This is a genomic window from Vibrio sp. St2 (assembly GCF_947311885.1).
In the GTDB taxonomy this organism is placed as follows: Bacteria; Pseudomonadota; Gammaproteobacteria; order Enterobacterales; family Vibrionaceae; genus Vibrio; species Vibrio coralliilyticus.
Genome location: NZ_CAMZNA010000001.1, coordinates 139,188 through 156,312, shown reverse-complemented (window position 1 = coordinate 156,312; position 17,125 = coordinate 139,188). Strand labels below are relative to the sequence as shown.

Genomic DNA, 17,125 nt, shown 5'->3' with positions numbered 1-17,125 from the left:
ATCTGGGCGCGACGTTACCAAGTCACTTCACGCCCATTTTCCACCACGAAGCCTGAACTTAGAATCGTTGTCATAACCAATACGTTTTTGGGCTCGACAGAAAAACTCTCTGATAAGGCTTTTGCCAACCCCAACTGTAGCGCGCTCACTGACTTTTCTGACCAGACTGACGGTAAGAAAAGGTTGGCAATGATTTGGTACGGCCTCCCCTCTTGTTGCTCCGCCAGAACAAAATTAATGGTCATATCTGTAGTAGGCTGCTCAGAAAAACTACCCCAGCGCTCAATAACTTCAACGGTCTCTGCTTTGGAAATCAAATCCGGCGAGATTGTACAGTGTGCTATTGGCATATCAGTCCCCTGTTTTTTCCGATTTAAACAGATATAGGGCAAGCAGCGACACTCCAACCTCTAACATGAGATAGAAATGCATTGTACTGTTTGTTTCACCATCGCTTACCAAGCCGATGATTCTCCCTGTCGCCATACTTCCATTAACAAAAATGATGGCCAGCAAGCCTGTACTGTGTGTTGACGGATTTTGCGAAAGTAGGAATAGGACAAGTGCGACACCGACAGACATACCCCCATAGGTTGCCCGCATATCAACCAGCATGGATGCAGAAGTCACATATCCACCAGTCGCTTGGCTAAGCATACTGTTCGGGGCAATAGCGAACGCCAGACCATAGAAAAAGAATACGGCAGAAGTCAGTAGAATGAGGCCTTTTGACATAGGGAAGATTCCTCTACCTCTAAAACACTAGTTTGGCTTAACCTGAGCGAGCTTGAGATATGAGTGTAGCTCACCGTTTTTGTATTCGATGGCGGAATGGATATTGACGGCTTGGCAGCCTACCACAGCAAATGTGTAGCAGTTATCCGCTTTATAAATTTCCACATGCAGAATACCCTCGTGCAGTTGCCAATGACCTTGAGTCGGAAATCGGTCAAACAAACGGTACTCTTCTAATGTTCCATCAGCGTTAAAGACGACTTCCGTTATGTAGCCGCCAGTGCAGGATTTGATCCAATGCGTATCTTGAATATCACAAAGAGTGAGCTGCCGTTTTTTATCTAGCCACGCTTCATAGCGGTCACAAGCCTGCACCGTTTCGTCTATATTTTTAAGCTCACGCAGCTCTTCATGGGATTCACGCCAGAAGAGAGGTAACAATGCCTCAGCTTGGTTCATAGTCCCCCCTCCTAACTAACAAAGATGATGATTCACTCGTTTGAATTCTTCTATCGCTCGCTTATCTGCCTCAATCGAAACTGAATCTGATTCAAGCTTTTCCCAACTTACGCTCTCTGCTTCCAATGCTTTAATCTCACCTTGCCACCCAGTCACCACGTAATAATGCAGAAGCTGTAACTCAGAGGTGGGATGGTAAAGAGAACACAAGTAATGGTATTGATTTGCAGTAATATCTAATTCTTCTTTTAGCTCACGGCACAGGGCTTGTGGCTGAGTTTCGCCATCTTCTATATGTCCACCAGGAATACAGGTTAAGCCAGGGTCACTCGCTTTATGTATCGATCTCTTTTCCAGAAGTACCTGGTTGTTATCCACTAAAAGAAATGACACACATTCAAAAGGCTGCATTAAGTACACTCCCTGTATTTATCATTTTGTCATGTTTAGCTTGCCATTGTTTTGATGTGTTTTTTCACTTTTTTCAATGCCATACGCTGCTTTAATGGAGAAAGATAGTCGATAAACAGATTACCTGCCAAGTGATCGATTTCATGCTGCATGACAATCGCAAGAAAATCATCACTTTCAATCCTCACAGGTTCGCCGTGTCTATCTAGAGCTTCAACGACAACGGATGTGTAACGCTCAACATCAGCATAATAATCCGGGACGGATAAACACCCTTCTTGTCCCATCGCTCGATTCTTACCCTCTACTACTTCTGGATTCACTAATATCAGTGGCTGATCTCGGCTCTCCGACAGATCAATAATCACGATAGCCTCACGGTGGCCCACTTGAGTTGCCGCCAAACCAATTCCATTACTTGTCGCGTAGAGCGTTTCCAGCATGTCATCGATTAGGGTCTGAACGGATTGAATGTCCGATACTTTTTCAGCTTTTATCTTTAGCTTTGGGTCTGGTGCGGTAAGAATCTTTAAAACAGCCATTAGGTTCCTTATATGAAAATTAAATTGCGTAAATAACCTATCACTTAGGCTATATAAGTCACTGTAAATAATGAATATATACGGAAACGCTCAAAGTTATTAGCTTTGAGCGTTTCTTCTAACAGATTGAGTGACGACAAACCGAGACTTAGAGCGTCATATGCAAAATTGGAAATGGTTTTCCCATATCATCAACAGGCGAGCGCGACTCAACATGGAACCCCATGTGTTTATAAAAGTCGACCGCCATTGGGTTTTGCTCATTCACATCTACTTTGTTTACACCGAGATGTTCAATGGCATATTGCAATAATGCTTTCCCTATTCCCTTGCCTCTCGCGGCGTCTAACACAAATAGCATTTCTACTTTTGCTTCATGAACACCCACAAAGCCGAGAATATTGCCGGTTTCGTTTTTTATACACTTCAGTGTGACGGCCGGAAAAGCTTGTTCAATGATAATAGGTTTAAAAAACTCAATATCTTCTTCTGTTATGAAGTCATGAGTCGCTCGGACTGAGTTTTCCCAAACATCCAGCATCTCTGCGAAATTTTCAGGAAGCACATTTTCTACATTCATAATGAGTCACTTAATTCGTAAGTTGTATCCATGTGCAGCCGCGAATGCGGATCCTAGCAACCGAAAGGAACAATGTATAGATTGAAGAAAAGAAATAACAGGATGCTAACGATTCGCTTCCAAGTTCAACCCAAGTTCACTTTGCTTACGTTTACTCAAACCTGACGCCACCAACCGATAAGACTCGCGCAAGTAGTACTCTAGTTCTTCATCGAGTTCACCTGACGTTTCTACTTGCTGAATCCATTTCATTCCTCGGTTCGCAAAGTAAGGCGCAGGAATATACCCGTCATGCTCGCTGAGAAAATCAAAATTTAGCGGGGAGGTTTTAAACGTAAAGGCGGGTTTGTCCGATTTGCCCCAACCGCCTACGGCAAATACCTTTCCTCCCACCTTCCAAACATGAGAATCCCCCCATTGCACAATATGGGTAGTCGCGGGAAGCTCAGAACAAAACTGATTAAACTGCTCGTAAGTCATGCTTATCTCTTCAGTCACTTATAGATTGAGGTTAACGAGAGCTTAGCGCATCAAGAACAAATCGTGATCGTTGCTCAACGCTACCTGTCGGTACTTCCGTTAAGGTGTAGCCAAACAATTGATACGCTTCGCGCATTTTTTCATAAGTGGCCACGGCTTCGGCAAAGTCTTGCTTCCTTTCCGCATCGTTGGCAAATATCTCTTTCCAAGGAGGGAAAACAAACACCTGTAGATTGTGCCTAAGTTGATTGCAGTGCTGTGTGAGACTCTCAGTGAGGGCCAAGTCCTCTAATAAGCTGTAACCGTAACTATCAACAATACTTCGATCGAAAAATACGAACTCTTCCCCAGCACCAATTCGACGATATTTGTCTATTTCTGCTGAAACCATGACGTCACGAAAAGCAGTTTTATCCAACCATGGAAGGGCATTGTCACCGCTCTCTACCTGTTGTTGAATCACTCGTCGACCAACTTCATCGGCGGTCTTGAACCCCAGATTTTGCAGGTGTTCAATTACCGATGTTTTCCCTGATCCGGGCCCACCTGTAAATACAATAAAACGTTCCATTGAATTCCTATTAGCTGAAAGGATAAATCTTATTTTATTGCGACTTAGCGAAAAACTAATGGTACAGCAATGATGTGATATTAAGAAAGAAGTAAGATTTGGGAAGAGCTACTTTGAAGAGTTTAGGCGGGATAACTCTATCCCGCCCAGCAAGAAAAGTCAGTCGATTACGAAGCGTCTACCACCAAGCTTCTACCTGCATACCAACACTGATTTCTGTGTCTTTACCAGTACCAAAAGCATTATCATTTTCTGCATCATTCAGGTACGTAGCGAATACTCGAATCTCAGGTCGAGACCAAAAACCCGCTTTAGGTACCCAAGCCTGTGCAACAGTAAACTTGCTACCTGCACTGTCTACGTTATTGATCTTTTCTGAGAAACCACCAATTTCCAGAATGGTACGCATTCTATCTGTCCATTTGTATAGCGGACGAACTACCACGCTGAGTGTGGAATCATCCGTTGCAGTACCATCAACATCTGTGGCTGCGGCATAACGGATAGAGTGACCAAATTCAATTTTGTCTCCAACAGAAACAACACCCCAGTTGATCAGGCGGTAACCTTTCGCATCATTGTTTGCAGCATCACGCACCAGACCATTACCATGACCAAATGTCGTCATTTGCTCCGCGTAACCAGAGTTCGCTAACTGAAGGATTGTTTTATTAAAGCCATTATCTAATGATTGTTGAAGGCTTGCCGTAAACATCAGGCTGTTGTCGGCATCCAGTGATTGACCACTACGTTCGTTACCTGCGTGATAATCCAAGCCGACTTCCAGATCAGCGTTTTCCCACATTGGGATACCAGCGTATCGAACATCGGCAATAACAGCCGTCGTTTCCTGACCATCATCTAAGTCACCAGCCACAGTATCTTGTAGAAGCGCAACGGACAGCTTACCCGGCCCCATATTAATATGTTCAACACCACCACCGATACCACTAACGTCCCAGTAGTAGTTATCCACGATATGAACGTCGTGACGCTGATAGTAACGTTCACCCGCCCAGATAGTGATGTCTTTATCTTCAAATAAACCTGTTGCCTGAACGTTCAGCTGTGCTACCTCAACACTGCGATCTTTGGAGTTTTGGTCTTGCCCTTCCCAGTATTTAAGCATCGAGTCAACAACGAATGACACATCGTCCTCTGCGTACACTTCTTTTTTCAGGCCAAACTCCCCATACAGATCATCTTCGTTACCAAGACGACCTACCTTGTTCACTTCCCACTTGCTGTTGGAACCGCCCTCGTTACTCAGCCCGACACCACCACGCATGTAGCCGTAAAATTCGACGGGAGAAGTGGCGGCTAATGTACTGGTCGACAGGATAGCAACGGAAAGTGCGCTGGCAATAGGTAATAGTTTCATAATCCTTTCCTTGTAGCGTTAAAGCTCAATTGATTCACTCAAGTTTGTATATTTTATGATTTATGGGAACAATCCCATGGGATCGATCCCATCCTGAAGTGATAATTTAATCAAGGAAAGCAATCAGCACGATTATTGTGATCAGCATAACTATTAGGCTTATTAATAAGTGAGCTAGTTATCGGTTTGACAACCGAGTAAAGCGCTCATAATTTGTTCAAGGACAAATCAAGGGGAGATGGAGGAATTTGGAGTGCTAGGCCATATAAAGCCTTGAATAAGTATACAGAATTAAAATGAGGCGGCCACTTACTGTGACCACTTTTCTTTATGAATCAGCTGGTTGAGCTCTTCTCGCTTGAGCCAGCCAAACTCTTCAAGCTCGGGCTTATCATTAAATTTCGACACGTAACCTAGACACAAATAGCCGATAATATCCTTGTCTTCAGGAATACCCAGCACGCTTCTAAGCACGTCATCATGAATAATGCTAACCCAACCAAGGCCAATGTTTTCTGCTCTGGCTGCCAGCCACATATTCTGAATGGCGCAAACCGTACTATAGAGATCCATTTCAGGCTTAATTGTCCGCCCTATGACCACAGGGCCATTGCGTTCTCTGTCACATGTGACGCATATTCCAAGCGGTGCTTCCAGGATGCCTTCAAGTTTGAAGCTACGATATTGTTCACGTTTCTCTTCGGAGAATTGCTCGGCTGATTCGACCCTAGCCTTCTCATATCCCTGCTTGATCGCCTTCTTGGTTTCCTCTTCGGTGACAAGAATGAAGTCCCAAGGCTGCATAAAACCAACACTAGGGGCATGATGCCCAGCGGTAAGAATTCTCAGCAACACATCTTCTGGAATTGCTTTAGAAATGAAATCGCGACGTACATCCCGACGGGAAAAAATCACTTTATAAAGTGCATCTCTTTCTTCTTCATTAATGAACATACGTGCTCTCCCTCAAAAAGTGAGAATTGTATTAGTAATGCTAGGGAACGCCAAGAGACGAGCGCGCTTAATCAGAATTAATTGGAAGGTTCAGGTTGTTTCGTCGTCATATGGCAGATCTTCTGGATCTACACCGATGTAGTCAGGTTCAACGTATTCAGGAAGCTGAACCGCACGTATCGAGTTTTGCCCCATGAGTAGAGCCTTACATACTCGATGCATACCATCCATTATCCTTCCCTGATGACACAATATGATTGGATAGGATAAATCCACATAGTTAATTAAAGCAGCATGTTCCAGAACACTTCGGCAAGTCGGTTTCGCCCCACCGAGTTCATACCAAAACTCTTCATCCAGCTCACTAATATCAGAGATAGGCACTTCTATAATGGGAAGCTTTTTAGTAATTTCGATTAACCTAAGAACATCCCACGCCAATAAGCCCTGCTCAGATTGGCGAAAATGATATTGTTGGCGCATAGAGATTCCTTATCTAAGCCATTAAATAGAAAAAGAGCAGAACACTCACTGTTCCAAATACAATCCACGAAAGGTGTCTGCCCTTCGAGCCCCAAAGAGCCACAGCACAGTGGATAGCAAATGTGATCGCGATTATTTTTACGACTGTCGATTGACTAAACCCAGGCTGAGTGAGGCTGAAAACAGTGGCAGCAAACCCTATCCAAGCGACAGAGGTTAGGTGCCAAGCGAAACGTAAAGTGCGTTTGGTAAAGTCATCGCTCCCAAAAAGCTTAGGCAAATTGTCTCGTTTGAATAGCCGCATCAGGATATAGCGTTCACCAAGGTAGGAATGAATGAACGAAATGGCAATCAGAAGTAAAGCGGACACGTATAAGGTAAGTTCCATTTCTTAACCCTTAACCAAAAAATAAATGCTGATACAACAACTCATTATTCAGCCAAATCGACTTGTACGATGGAGAAGCTATTCTTGTTGCAGTCTACGATATGAGTCATCAATCCACCCCAGAACTGGTTTTCAGGTGGGCCCGTAAATTCAACGTCTCTTGCTGTTAAGGTCTCGTAGAAGCTACGGATGTTTTTGACTTCCAGGCTAAAGCCTAAAAATCGCCCCGCTTCAAACTCACCGCTTTCTTCTCCCTCTAGCAACACCTGAACGTTCTCCAACTGGTAACCGATGAACCCTTCTTCTGGTGAACCGAACACCTTGTTGAGTCCAAGTTTTTCCGTGTAGAACTTTTCTGACTCTATTAAACAACGACATGGGATTCTCATTGTGTTGATTTTCACTTTTCACGCACCTTGTGTTGGCTTCTCACCATTAAGCTAAACCATTTCCCTTCAAACGCAAAACAACTAACGCTACAGAATATAACGCTTTGTGTTGATTAATGGTTTGCGCACTTGTTCCTTCGCTTCTTTGCCAGAAAACCTCCTCTAGTGTGATGCCGATCTAGTTTGAAAATTAGATTCGATCGACAATCTGCGATATGTTTTGCAATGTTATAACATAACCATTATATTACTTGGCGTTCATCAGGTCGCCAAAGAAGAACCAATCTAAGGAAGACTTTCCATATGATGCTAAAAAAAGTAGCAGCACTTTGTGCGCTTTCATTTGCAAGCAGTGCAATGGCAGACGTAGTCGTGAAGGAAACAACCAAGTTTAAGGATGTGGCTGCGAAAGTAAATCAGTTAACGAAACAAGGTGAGAAACCGCTGATTGTTATTGATATCGATAACACTCTTCTGACCTCTACTTCTGATATCGGTGGCGACATTTGGTACCAATGGCAACGAGGTAAGCTGGATGTAAAACCTGCGGAAGGCGATAAAGTTGACTGTCTTTTCCAAGATTCTATTGGCCTACTCTACGAATTAGTGCCAATGAAAATCATTGAAGAGGACGTGCCAGCAACGGTAAGCGGTTGGCAGGACAAGGGGCTAACCGTCATGGCTCTGACATCCCGTTCACCAAACTATCGTTATGCGACTGAGCGTGAAATGATTCGCAACCAATACGACATGACACGTACCGCACTTAAAGAGAAGGGTTCTGACCAGCTTCCTGTTTACATTGATAACCCTAAGCGTCCTCTGAGCTACATCAACGGCATCATGATGACGACAGGTATGAACAAGGGCACCATGCTGGATTATATTCTGGATAAAACAGGCCAGAGCTTCAGCAGTGTCGTATTTATTGATGACAGTAAGAAAAACATCGTGAACATGGAAGAAGCATATAAAGATGACGCTTCTGTCGACATGACGATTTTCCACTACACCAAAGTTGAAGAAGATCGTATCGCTGCAAATGGTGCCGTTCTAACGAAAGAGCAAGCCAACAAAATGGCAAGTGACTGGAAAGAGCTCAACCAAGTGCTGGATAAGATCGCACCAGCCCGAATTGGCGATACTTGCCTAGGCCAGTAATGACTTGTTGGTGAAAACCGAACTTAAAGATTGTTGCGTGTGTCTGTGCTCTTAAAAGTTAGCTCAAGGGCAAATTGGGGGCCCCACTGCGGACTTGACAGATAACGGACTCATGCAACGCCCTCTTAGAGCGATACCAAGATTGGTATCGCTTTTTTCGTCAAGCTAAGGCCAGTTTAGCTTGACCTCAAAATGGCTATAAATGTGTTTTCACATAGATTAAGGTGTTATCCAAATCACCACTAGGCAGTCGTCTGCCATTGGCCAAGCAAGCTTCAAAGTGATAACCGCACCGCGTTGCCACGGCCTGGCTTTTAATATTTGACTCAGCCATTTTTAATTCCAGTCTCCTTGCAGAGCGAACGCAGAATGCGTATCGCTCAACCAGACTAACAGCTTCTGTGACGTAGCCTTTTCCTGTCTTTGAGGTGCATAGCCAATATCCGACCTCGAAATAAGGGACACAGTTATCTCTGACAATAAAGCCTATTGCACCGATAAACTGCCCAGTCGCTTTTTCGATGATGTTGAACCAAAACTCATCCACAAACTGCTCAAAGTTCACTAACGCAGTTTTGGTGTTTTCTTCGATATCGGCCAGTGTTAATGAATCCGTGACCCAAGGGAGAAAAGGAGCAAACTCCTCTTTGCTATCTTCAATAACAGTAAACATGGATTCTGAATATTCTAAAGAAGGCGGGGTTAATTTAATCCTTTGTGTTTCCATAAAAGCCACCATTAAACATGTAAATAGTAATTGGTTAACTTATTGAGTGGAGTTTTTGCCACTCTGAACGCAATACTCCGTATTTGACTGAGTCATAATACTCGCCATTGAAGTATCTTACTTTTCGCAATCGAGCCTCTTGCTGAAAACCGAGCTTGAGTGCAAGTGACATCATGCGAGGGTTCCCGGACCACGTTGTCATCCCAACTCGCTCTATTTGCTTATTTTTAAACAAATAAGTAACCCAAAGAGGAATTGCAGTCGCTGCTATTCCTTTTCCCCAAAAAGCAGAGTCGTAAACGACAATTCCAGCTTCGAGCCAGCGTGTTTCTTCACATTCCCAATAACAAGTCACAGTGCCAACAGGGGCATCATTTACCGTCACCAATTGAAGATCTTCACCTTTTATCATTCGTTGAAAAAACCCTCTTTCAAACTGTTCAAGTGAAGGATGCGAATATGGGAAATAGGGTCCATTGAACTTTGTCCATTCATCGTTGGATACCACAAGAGCATGAATGGTTTCCAGCTCATCCGGCTTAGCGGGCCTAATATTGATCACGGCATCTGACACAAAATTTCCTTCTTAATTTTACGGGTCCACCTTCTGGCAGAGAGTCTGGTGGCTATATAGGCAGCACTTTATCGTTGTTTCTAATTCAGAGCAAAAGATTGCAGCTCAGTTTTATCGATGTTTCATCACCCGACATTAACAATGCTAAAAATCTCGTACTCCGAAAAGTCAGTGCAGGGCTGACAATCAAAAAGAGCGCCCATTGGCGCTCTCTCGAGAAGTTCAAAGCTTACTCTGTAAACGTGGCATTCAGTTTCACTTTATAGTGAGCATAAATGTTTGATGAGTAGTGCCTTGCAACTAGTTTTATCTTCAGCTTTTCTACATCAACCGGTTGTTCCAAAGCAACAGATTGTCGGCCTGGGAATTTCAGATAGCTTGGATAAACGCGGTTACCATTTTCATCATGAACGAATGCAACAACAGATTGATTTCGAGCGTTGTCATTTGTTTCAACGACCAACTCTAAAGACTTCACTTTCTTATTGTAAGTCGGGGTAATTTCAATCCAATCCGTCACTGCCTGACCAAAACGGACATACATTGATGTTCCTGCCGAGTGTGTTTCGTCAAAATCAATCACAGGGTCATGGTCAGGAAAGCTGTTTACGTCGTTCGGTTTGCTGTTACCAAAATACTCTTGAATTAAGCTAAAGCTGTCTCCGTCATAATCTGTATTAGCATCGAGTCCAACTGAGTTATAAGTTTTCTTCCACCATGTCGGTAGATGATCGTTGTCTATACGCGAGCTTTCGCCAAAGTTAAAACGAAAATTCCCTTCAAATCGCTGACTCGATTGAGAAAAATCTGCATTATACAAAGAGATAACAGCTCGATAATTATCCTGCCAGTAAGCGATAGGCGTAGCAAATGTGTGCTCACCAATACCGGCACGACAGTCTAGATAGTGCAGTAACGTACTCGCACTATCGTAAATACTAATCTTACAATCCATTGAAGACGGCTGGTTGTTGTCATAGCCTAACGTTGCCAAGTGGCGTCTGTCTGCAGGTAGTGAAAGGTTAACAGGGATATTCAAGCGCTGACCTTTATATAGCGTCTGACTTACTTGAGTATTGAACGTTTCCAAGTGAGGATTAGTATTCGCAACAGCGACGAATGAGAGAAAGGGAAGAGCCAACAGAAGTTTTGTTTTCATTACATCAACCTATAGCCATTTGTTATTAATAACCCAAAATCAATTAACGAATGCTATTGATCACAGGTAAGGTATGTAAATACTCAATTGAAGAAACCAATTGATTTACAAATAGCTATAGGTTGTTACATCGTAAAATGTGACAGGTTTAATCTATAACGCGCTCTCCATTTGAATGAAAAGCTCTTAGGCAACTTCTGTCTCTTCTTGGCTCTGCTCATCTAATGGCTCAATCTCAGCATCTCTTAGCTTTTGAATGAGAACAGGCAGATCATTACGATAAAAACTTGCATTGTAACCTTGAGCAGCAGATGGTAGAGACTGAACAAACTGACACAATGGCTCGCAAGGCGCAGTGACGTCATCACTATCATTAGGGACAAGCAACACCTTTTCATTAACCGTCAATAACACGCTTTCTAATGACTGTTCGTAATGTTCTACATTTTCAGGCGTTATCGGCTGAAAAACAAAAAAATAGTTCGGCAATCGAATCATCGTACTCTCATCCTGCTTCGATAAGGCACCAGAAAACACCCATTGCTGAGCTTCTGATTTGAATCGCCTTTTCATTTTTTCGACACGCACGGTCAGTGTTTTTTTCGCGTCTTGGGCTTCCTTTTTCCGTTTAGCTTCAAAATAGAAGTACAAGGCAAAGAGGGTTAATAGAACAAAAAGGAGCGCGATAAGAATAAAGAAAGGCATGATAATTTGCTTAGAATTGGTGCTGAGTAGCTGAAAAATAAAAGGAATTATACAAAATGATTCCTTTCTTAACCAAAGGTAATTAGCAATTTAGTGAAATCAGAAACATTCCGTGCAGATTGAGCTTTATGTTAAGCATCAACTTCCCTTTCAAAAGTTACCCTAGATAACTCAACATAATTAATCCTAAAGTCATACTTTTGTTGTCGGGAAACACGCTATAAATGAACGCATCTACACAATGCCTAGAAAGATGATGAAGCGTTATGCCTGAGAAAAGTCCTTTTCTTAGAGAAGTATGTGAGCACATGAGACTAAGTGGTTACAGTATTCGAACGGAAAAATCGTACCTGTACTGGATTCGGTCTTATATTTTCTATCACAAAAAACGTCACCCTATGCAAATGGGATCAGAGGAAGTCATTCAATTTCTGTCCTATTTAGCCAACTCTCGCAATGTGGCAATCAATACACAAAAAGTAGCGCTAAATGCTCTGGTTTACCTTTATCAAGCCTTCCTCAAAATTGAACTGGGAGAATTGGGCTTTCGCCACGCAACCAAGCAAAGGCAGTTACCCGTTGTAATAACACCAAATGAAGTCAAGCAGGTTCTTTCTCATCTAAACGGAAAGGAAAAGCTTATCGTCGAGCTGCTTTATGGAAGTGGATTACGAATTTCAGAATGTTTAAGGCTGAGAGTTCAAGATATCGATTTGAGTAATCTATCCATTACAGTTAGAGATGGAAAAGGAAAAAAGGACAGGCAGACATTACTTAGTAAACAGTGTGTCGATGTCCTGAAACTGTTGATTGAACAGGCCGAGCAAGTTCAAATTGCCGACAACAAACACGGGATCGGCCCCTCACTCCCCTACGCAATCCATAAAAAATATCCGAACGCATTTCGTAAACTCGCTTGGATGTTTATTTTCCCCTCTCCTTCTATTTCGCATAGTCAATACAATAGTGATCATCCTTCTCGTCATCACCTTCATAGCAGTGTGATTAGAAAAGCGTTGAGTCGTGCCGTCGCAAAAACGACCATCAATAAAAAGGTAACTTGCCACACGTTTCGTCATAGCTTTGCAACACACCTATTGCAGGCAGGAAGAGACATTCGCAGTGTTCAAGAACTGCTGGGTCACAATGACGTAAAGACGACACAGATCTACACCCATGTTATCGGTCAACACTATGCAGGAACCACCAGCCCTCTAGATAACCTGAACTAAGTTATAAGATTTCAGACTCAAATCTAGCGGTACGAGCTTCTGAGAGTGAACAACCAGTGCGTTCCATCAACTCGGTGAGCGTGATTGTCGGGTCGGCAAGCAGTATGCGCTTAAGGCGCTCTTCAGTGGATTCACGTGGTTTAACACTTTGACTGATTTGTACATTCAACTTGCTTAGCACAAAGTCGAATTCTGTAGATTGCTCAGATAGATTATTAAACAGGTCGAGTAGCGCCTCGGGTTGACCAATCAGTTGCCAGTTTCTCGAACGACGAACACGCTTGAGCTCACAATCGTGCTGTTTAGCGACAATACGCAACTGCTTGTTCGCGTCACCACCAATTCTGTGAATAAGCGAAGGGAGAGATACAACAAGGTTTTCTGACGGCATTGCAGGGCTCAGTTAACGAACAACCGAGATACTCTACCTGACAATCCACTTCATGCCGAGGCTTTACTGGAGTCAGAGCTGACATTAAAGAGCGAAAAGAACTCTTTACCTGAAAGAGGCTGGGAGAAAAGGTAGCCCTGATACTCATCGCAGTTTTCCTGACGCAGTACCTCTAGCTGCTGTTCGTCTTCAACACCTTCTGCAATTACCTTAATATTCAGGCTATGCCCCATCTGGACGATAGTTCTGAGTAACATTCGATCCGCTTCATGAATCGCGCATTCATCGACAAAGCACTTATCAATTTTAAGTACATCAACGGGGAGCTGTTTTAAGTAACGCAAACAGGAATACTCCACCCCAAAATCATCAATCGCCACAGAGATACCCAATGCTCTCAACTGCCCACAAATATCGGTCACTGCATCTGGGTCACTCATCAAAGCAGATTCGGTAATTTCGATCTGAAGTAGATGTGAAGGTAAACGAACTTCACGCAAAATTTCACAAATCACTTTAAACAGGTCAGTGTGATCGAACTGCACGTTTGAGACATTGACGGACACGCACAAATCAACACCAGCATCATGCCACTCTTTGATCTGATTACACGCCTCTCGTAAAACCCAGTGCCCAAGGGGAACGATCTGAGCCGTTTTCTCAGCCACTGGAATAAATTCAGCAGGAGTGATTGAACCTAGCTGAGGATGTTTCCAACGGACCAGCGCCTCTGCCCCCACCACTTCTGAAGTCGTCGCCGACACTTTAGGTTGGTAATACAAGGAAAACTGGTTTTTAGCCAGCGCGTTTTTAATTTCAGTTTCAATTTGATGCTGCCTAATCGTTTCACCAAGCAACTCATCATCAAACCAACACACAGAACCAGCGCCTTCAGAGCGAGCTTTAAATAAAGCAAAATCGGCATTTTTAACCCACACATCGAGATTATCGACTGCGTCTCTGGCGAATGCTACACCGATACAAAACCCGAGCCTGTGGGAGGTACTGTTTACATTAAAAAGCGTCTTTTTGTGTCGAAGTAGGATTTCAATCGTCTCATCTAAAACTAACTCTACATCATGAGACTCAGCGATTAACACAAACTCATCGCCTCCTAGACGATAGAGTTTTCCATAGCCTCCAATTAGCTCATTGATATGGTTGGCAAACGCCACAAGTAATATGTCACCATGACGATATCCCAAACGATCATTAACGTTTTTGAACCCATCCAGCCCTATGTGAAGTAAGCCAAAGTACTCAGCGTTGTCCTTGTTCACTTGTTTGATATCGCAATAGAAAGCATGGAGATTTGGCAATTTGGTCAGATAGTCCGTCACACTCTCTTGTTTATAAGCCATGGCCTGTTCACGCACTTTGACGTAAAAATACGCCATGATGGTCGCAAACACCGTGATGACACTGACTTCTGTCGCCACCTTTATAAATACCTGTAAATCTGTCGCAGTCAGCTGGTAAAGATAACCATTAACTAAAGCTCCACCGACAGCAATTGGCCATAAGGTTCCTGGGAAAAGTACGATGTAGCACAGAGGGATGAGTATTAAGCTGTCTCTCACTGGGTCAATTTCAAATGGCTGAACCAACCCACCAATCATGAACATAGCCACAGCGGAGAATGCAAATAGATGGCGTAAAGTAAGGTCCTTGGCAATCAAAGCCAAGGTCATTAGTACGGGAAAAATGAAGAATATTCGAGACCAGATATGGTCCTGATTTACCAGTCCATAAGAAACAACCCCTACCGCGCAAAGAAAGGCAAGGTTCGCAATGATTTGTACCCACTCTGTACCATTGTTCTTCTGCACGCCGCTTCCTTAACTGCTTGACCACGTATATTGAGATGAGTCGTCTATTCATTAAAATTAGTAACAAATCCAATAATTGCCTACTTTTGGCATAAAAAAACCTCCCCGAGGGGAGGTTTCATATGAATCTAAATACCGCGTTACTGCAAACCTAATTCGTCTGTAAGTGCCTTCATTTGTTTGAGATCCATCTGATGCACTCTGATCATCTGATTGACTTGACTTAAGCGTGAATTCGCTTCATCTTGCTTATCACATGAGTCAGATTTTGCATCCCATGACGTACCTGATAGGTACAAATCACAATCTTTTTTCAGCTGTTTGACTTTAGGTTCGAGCTCTTCACGTTCTTTTTCTAATGCTTCCAGTTCTTGCTTAACTTTGAGCTCTTGTTGGAATAACTCTCGTGACCGCTCAAACATCGTTGCTTGCATATCAGCTTGTCGATTCAGTTGATTATTCTCTCGGTTCGCTTCAGCAATCTTCTGCTTCTGCTGATTCAGTTGTTCCTCAAGAGATAAATTGACTTTTTCCAGCTCAGAAACCTCTGAACGTAGGGCTGCCAATGCATCTTCGTGCGCTTTCTGCTGCTCCTCAATTGCTTGTTGCAACTTAGCTGCAATTTCATCATCCACTTTCGCCACTTTATCTTCGACTTCGACAACCAGCTGTTTTTTGTCTTCTACAAGTAACTGATATTTTTCTTCCAGCCCATTGTAGGCACTTTGCCATTTATCAGCCGTGACGACGGAACCAACTAACCCACCCAGCGCTAGCCCTAAGACACCAGCAATAATGATGTATAAATAGCTGCGTTTATCTCTTTCTTCGATAACCACCACATCATCATTGTTATCCATTTCAGACTCGTTGTTCACTTCTTTGCTCCTACAGATTTAGCGCATGAGTTCAGTCACCACCAACGTGGCGGTATAAAGGAAGAAGCCTGATAGTAGAGTAACGACGACGTATTTTTGCAGCTTTTCGTTGGTTCGATATCGGATCAGAACAAACGCTAATGCCACCAAAAAAACAATCGCAATCAATCTTGTCATACCATCTCCTTAGCCAGACTCTGCGCGAACCTCAATGGTCTGTTAACTCGTTCATTTATACCATTTTTTAAGAGCATTGGGTCAGAGTTAGGTTTGTTTTATATTCATTTGATTTAATTATATACACTCCCAACTCTGCTTCCTCCACCTCCATGCCGAATAATCGTAACAAAACGCGACCTTTCCCAAACAACATTAAAATTTTGGACCTATTACAGAATTATATTTGGGCTTGTACGGAATTTGGGGTATAAGGAGCTAACTCGAAAGTCTGAGGCAAAATAATGAAACCATATAAGTTAGAAAATAAGAAACGTCGTATCCAGAAGAAGCTATTTTTGGGTGAGTTCGCGATGCTTGGATTCGAAGTTAGCTGTGAAACAACGATCACTGACTTTGATAGCTACGACGCGTTTGTTGACGAGTTCATTGATTACATCGATGCGCTTGGCTTGAGCTTTGGTGGCGGTGGCCTTGAGTTGTTCGAAGGCTTTATTTGTCACTCAGAAAGATACCAAAGCGTAACAGAAGAGCAGCAAGCAAAAGTCGCAGAATGGTTGGATGCGCGCGCTGATGTGAAATCAGTACAGGTGAGCGAGCTGGTTGACGCGAATTACTTCTAAGCTTTGCAATAGCGCCCTACTCAGGGCGCTATTACTATGTCATATCTATTTCACTTCCAAACCTAGATTGTATTGCGCCAAGCATCGGGTGACGTAACTAACTTTCAAAAATGCAGCTATTACGATGGTACTGATATGCGCGGCGATTTGAGCATTCAGGCTGAAGGCGTTAGCGTATGGATAGGAAATCAGCACGCTGACCACCAGTGCGAGAAAAGTGACGACCAGTCCAATATTTGAAACAGTCAAAAGTGTTTTGAATGTAGTGCGAGTTGGTTGAGCAAACATAGAGACCT

Annotated in this window: 25 protein-coding genes; 3 read left to right on the top strand and 22 right to left on the bottom strand. The window is 43.2% G+C overall.

Annotation, left to right across the window (positions count from 1 at the left end; translation table 11 throughout):
• Positions 1 to 14: 14 nt before the first annotated feature.
• The 13 genes from QMA41_RS00720 to QMA41_RS00660 form a co-directional block, all read right to left on the bottom strand.
• Positions 15 to 350, bottom strand: a complete 336-nt coding sequence (locus tag QMA41_RS00720; protein WP_281628563.1) for a hypothetical protein — start codon at positions 348 to 350, stop codon at positions 15 to 17.
• A 1-nt stretch (position 351) separates the two neighbouring features.
• The gene (locus QMA41_RS00715) at positions 352 to 735 is read right to left on the bottom strand and encodes a DUF4345 domain-containing protein (protein ID WP_281628562.1); all 384 of its coding nucleotides are present in this window, start codon (positions 733 to 735) and stop codon (positions 352 to 354) included.
• A 27-nt stretch (positions 736 to 762) separates the two neighbouring features.
• Entirely contained in the window at positions 763 to 1,194 is a 432-nt protein-coding gene (locus tag QMA41_RS00710; protein ID WP_281628561.1) for a hypothetical protein, read from the bottom strand.
• A gap of 15 nt (positions 1,195 to 1,209) precedes the next feature.
• Positions 1,210 to 1,605: an NUDIX domain-containing protein gene (locus QMA41_RS00705; RefSeq protein ID WP_281628560.1), complete on the bottom strand. Its 396-nt coding sequence runs from the start codon at positions 1,603 to 1,605 to the stop codon at positions 1,210 to 1,212.
• Between the two features lie 35 nt (positions 1,606 to 1,640).
• Positions 1,641 to 2,147, bottom strand: coding sequence for a peptide deformylase (def, locus tag QMA41_RS00700; protein WP_006962566.1), 507 nt, complete (start codon positions 2,145 to 2,147; stop codon positions 1,641 to 1,643).
• Positions 2,148 to 2,295: 148 nt separating this feature from the next.
• A complete protein-coding gene (locus QMA41_RS00695; protein WP_021458371.1) occupies positions 2,296 to 2,727 on the bottom strand; it encodes a GNAT family N-acetyltransferase in 432 nt (143 codons plus the stop codon).
• A gap of 105 nt (positions 2,728 to 2,832) precedes the next feature.
• Positions 2,833 to 3,207: an MmcQ/YjbR family DNA-binding protein gene (locus QMA41_RS00690; protein WP_021458372.1), complete on the bottom strand. Its 375-nt coding sequence runs from the start codon at positions 3,205 to 3,207 to the stop codon at positions 2,833 to 2,835.
• 31 nt (positions 3,208 to 3,238) lie between these two features.
• Positions 3,239 to 3,778, bottom strand: a complete 540-nt coding sequence (locus tag QMA41_RS00685; protein ID WP_281628559.1) for an AAA family ATPase — start codon at positions 3,776 to 3,778, stop codon at positions 3,239 to 3,241.
• Between the two features lie 178 nt (positions 3,779 to 3,956).
• Complete coding sequence (gene lamB, locus QMA41_RS00680) at positions 3,957 to 5,159, bottom strand: maltoporin LamB (protein WP_064487556.1); 1,203 nt, start codon at positions 5,157 to 5,159, stop codon at positions 3,957 to 3,959.
• A 309-nt stretch (positions 5,160 to 5,468) separates the two neighbouring features.
• Positions 5,469 to 6,113, bottom strand: coding sequence for a 5,6-dimethylbenzimidazole synthase (bluB, locus tag QMA41_RS00675; RefSeq protein ID WP_171352776.1), 645 nt, complete (start codon positions 6,111 to 6,113; stop codon positions 5,469 to 5,471).
• 90 nt (positions 6,114 to 6,203) lie between these two features.
• Positions 6,204 to 6,596, bottom strand: a complete 393-nt coding sequence (locus tag QMA41_RS00670) for a hypothetical protein (RefSeq protein WP_281628558.1) — start codon at positions 6,594 to 6,596, stop codon at positions 6,204 to 6,206.
• 13 nt (positions 6,597 to 6,609) lie between these two features.
• The gene (locus QMA41_RS00665; RefSeq protein WP_281628557.1) at positions 6,610 to 6,984 is read right to left on the bottom strand and encodes a hypothetical protein; all 375 of its coding nucleotides are present in this window, start codon (positions 6,982 to 6,984) and stop codon (positions 6,610 to 6,612) included.
• 44 nt (positions 6,985 to 7,028) lie between these two features.
• On the bottom strand, positions 7,029 to 7,388 hold the full coding sequence (locus QMA41_RS00660; protein ID WP_281628556.1) for a VOC family protein: 360 nt from the start codon (positions 7,386 to 7,388) through the stop codon (positions 7,029 to 7,031).
• 288 nt (positions 7,389 to 7,676) lie between these two features.
• On the opposite strand from QMA41_RS00660, the gene QMA41_RS00655 reads away from it, so the two are divergent.
• Complete coding sequence (locus QMA41_RS00655; RefSeq protein WP_281628555.1) at positions 7,677 to 8,534, top strand: DUF2608 domain-containing protein; 858 nt, start codon at positions 7,677 to 7,679, stop codon at positions 8,532 to 8,534.
• Between the two features lie 196 nt (positions 8,535 to 8,730).
• Here QMA41_RS00655 and QMA41_RS00650 read toward each other — a convergent pair whose 3' ends face one another.
• The 4 genes from QMA41_RS00650 to QMA41_RS00635 form a co-directional block, all read right to left on the bottom strand.
• Complete coding sequence (locus QMA41_RS00650; RefSeq protein ID WP_281628554.1) at positions 8,731 to 9,261, bottom strand: GNAT family N-acetyltransferase; 531 nt, start codon at positions 9,259 to 9,261, stop codon at positions 8,731 to 8,733.
• Positions 9,262 to 9,295: 34 nt separating this feature from the next.
• A complete protein-coding gene (locus QMA41_RS00645; RefSeq protein WP_281628553.1) occupies positions 9,296 to 9,835 on the bottom strand; it encodes a GNAT family protein in 540 nt (179 codons plus the stop codon).
• Positions 9,836 to 10,064: 229 nt separating this feature from the next.
• Entirely contained in the window at positions 10,065 to 10,994 is a 930-nt protein-coding gene (locus QMA41_RS00640) for a hypothetical protein (RefSeq protein ID WP_043008367.1), read from the bottom strand.
• A 186-nt stretch (positions 10,995 to 11,180) separates the two neighbouring features.
• Positions 11,181 to 11,699 (bottom strand): hypothetical protein, encoded by a 519-nt coding sequence (locus QMA41_RS00635; RefSeq protein ID WP_281628552.1) that lies wholly within the window; start codon positions 11,697 to 11,699, stop codon positions 11,181 to 11,183.
• Between the two features lie 266 nt (positions 11,700 to 11,965).
• Here QMA41_RS00635 and QMA41_RS00630 point away from each other — a divergent pair, with 266 nt between their 5' ends.
• Positions 11,966 to 12,931: an integron integrase gene (locus QMA41_RS00630; protein ID WP_281628551.1), complete on the top strand. Its 966-nt coding sequence runs from the start codon at positions 11,966 to 11,968 to the stop codon at positions 12,929 to 12,931.
• Position 12,932: 1 nt separating this feature from the next.
• On the opposite strand, the gene QMA41_RS00625 is transcribed toward QMA41_RS00630, so the two are convergent.
• From QMA41_RS00625 to QMA41_RS00610, 4 genes are all read right to left on the bottom strand, one after another.
• Complete coding sequence (locus QMA41_RS00625; protein ID WP_064487564.1) at positions 12,933 to 13,322, bottom strand: ribosome recycling factor family protein; 390 nt, start codon at positions 13,320 to 13,322, stop codon at positions 12,933 to 12,935.
• Positions 13,323 to 13,372: 50 nt separating this feature from the next.
• Positions 13,373 to 15,151, bottom strand: a complete 1,779-nt coding sequence (locus QMA41_RS00620; protein WP_019274575.1) for a bifunctional diguanylate cyclase/phosphodiesterase — start codon at positions 15,149 to 15,151, stop codon at positions 13,373 to 13,375.
• Positions 15,152 to 15,291: 140 nt separating this feature from the next.
• Entirely contained in the window at positions 15,292 to 16,029 is a 738-nt protein-coding gene (locus QMA41_RS00615) for a chromosome partitioning protein ParA (protein ID WP_065741641.1), read from the bottom strand.
• Positions 16,030 to 16,047: 18 nt separating this feature from the next.
• Positions 16,048 to 16,206: a hypothetical protein gene (locus tag QMA41_RS00610; protein ID WP_019274576.1), complete on the bottom strand. Its 159-nt coding sequence runs from the start codon at positions 16,204 to 16,206 to the stop codon at positions 16,048 to 16,050.
• A gap of 284 nt (positions 16,207 to 16,490) precedes the next feature.
• On the opposite strand from QMA41_RS00610, the gene QMA41_RS00605 reads away from it, so the two are divergent.
• Positions 16,491 to 16,829, top strand: coding sequence for a 50S ribosome-binding protein YggL (locus QMA41_RS00605; RefSeq protein ID WP_019274577.1), 339 nt, complete (start codon positions 16,491 to 16,493; stop codon positions 16,827 to 16,829).
• Positions 16,830 to 16,874: 45 nt separating this feature from the next.
• Here QMA41_RS00605 and QMA41_RS00600 read toward each other — a convergent pair whose 3' ends face one another.
• On the bottom strand, positions 16,875 to 17,117 hold the full coding sequence (locus QMA41_RS00600; RefSeq protein WP_019274578.1) for a hypothetical protein: 243 nt from the start codon (positions 17,115 to 17,117) through the stop codon (positions 16,875 to 16,877).
• Between the last annotated feature and the right edge of the window lie 8 nt (positions 17,118 to 17,125).